1 pseudogene is annotated in these 858 nt (G+C 42.1%); it reads left to right on the top strand.

Features of this window, described 5'->3' with window-relative positions:
- Positions 1-858: pseudogene (locus ACFIL3_RS10645) on the top strand (phage tail protein); the annotation flags it as partial.

The following is an 858-nucleotide window of genomic DNA, read 5'->3' as shown; positions in this document are numbered from 1 at the left end:
AAAGGCATCAGTGATCTCACAGAGAGGATTAAAGGCTGGTTCCAATGGCTAGAACCTCTGATTGGTGAAATAACCCTTTTCAAGGTGGGGCTTGTAGCTCTTGGTTCATTCATTTTTGGTCCACTCATTGCCGCATTAGCCGCAGCGGGAGCAGCGTTTGTCACACTTGGCTATACTATAATGACGACGCCTATCGGTTGGTTAATGGGTGGCATTGCAGCTCTTGTAGGCGCTGGATATTTGCTCTACAAAAATTGGGACAAAATCAATGGCTGGCTACTTACATCACTAACCATAGTAAGCGCAGTTTTTATCAGGCTTGCTTTCGCTCTTTCAGGACCAGTGCTTTCAGCCTTCACTTCTGTTGGTTCTAAAGTTACCGGTCTGGCTGTAAAACTTGGAAAATCCCTGCTCTCAAAAATAATCACAGCAGATAAAGCTTTTATTAGATTTTCCGCAACTCTGGGAAGATCACTGCTTTCAGCATTAGCCTCAGCTGCTTCTGCTGTTGCCAGTCTTGCTTTAACTCTTGTAGGTACACTGATTTCGGCAATAACTGCCGTTAGTTCTGCTTTTATATCGCTTGGTGTTGCTATCATGACCACACCTATTGGCTGGATAATTGGCGGCATTGCAGCTCTTGTTGGAGTTGGATATCTGCTCTACAAAAATTGGGACACAGTCATAAGCTTTATAAGCAAGTTATGGGATTCTTTTTACAGCTTATGTAGTAATGTTTTCAATAACCTCTTGACGTTCTTTAAAAACTTTTCACCACTCTCTTGGATTTCGAAAAAAATCAATGAACTCATTGAATGGCTGTTTGGTGTCGATTTAATGGAAATAGGCTCCAATCTT

The organism is Bartonella sp. CE47NXGY (assembly GCF_042195415.1).
GTDB lineage: Bacteria > Pseudomonadota > Alphaproteobacteria > Rhizobiales > Rhizobiaceae > Bartonella.
This window is presented reverse-complemented; position numbering and strand designations above follow the sequence as displayed.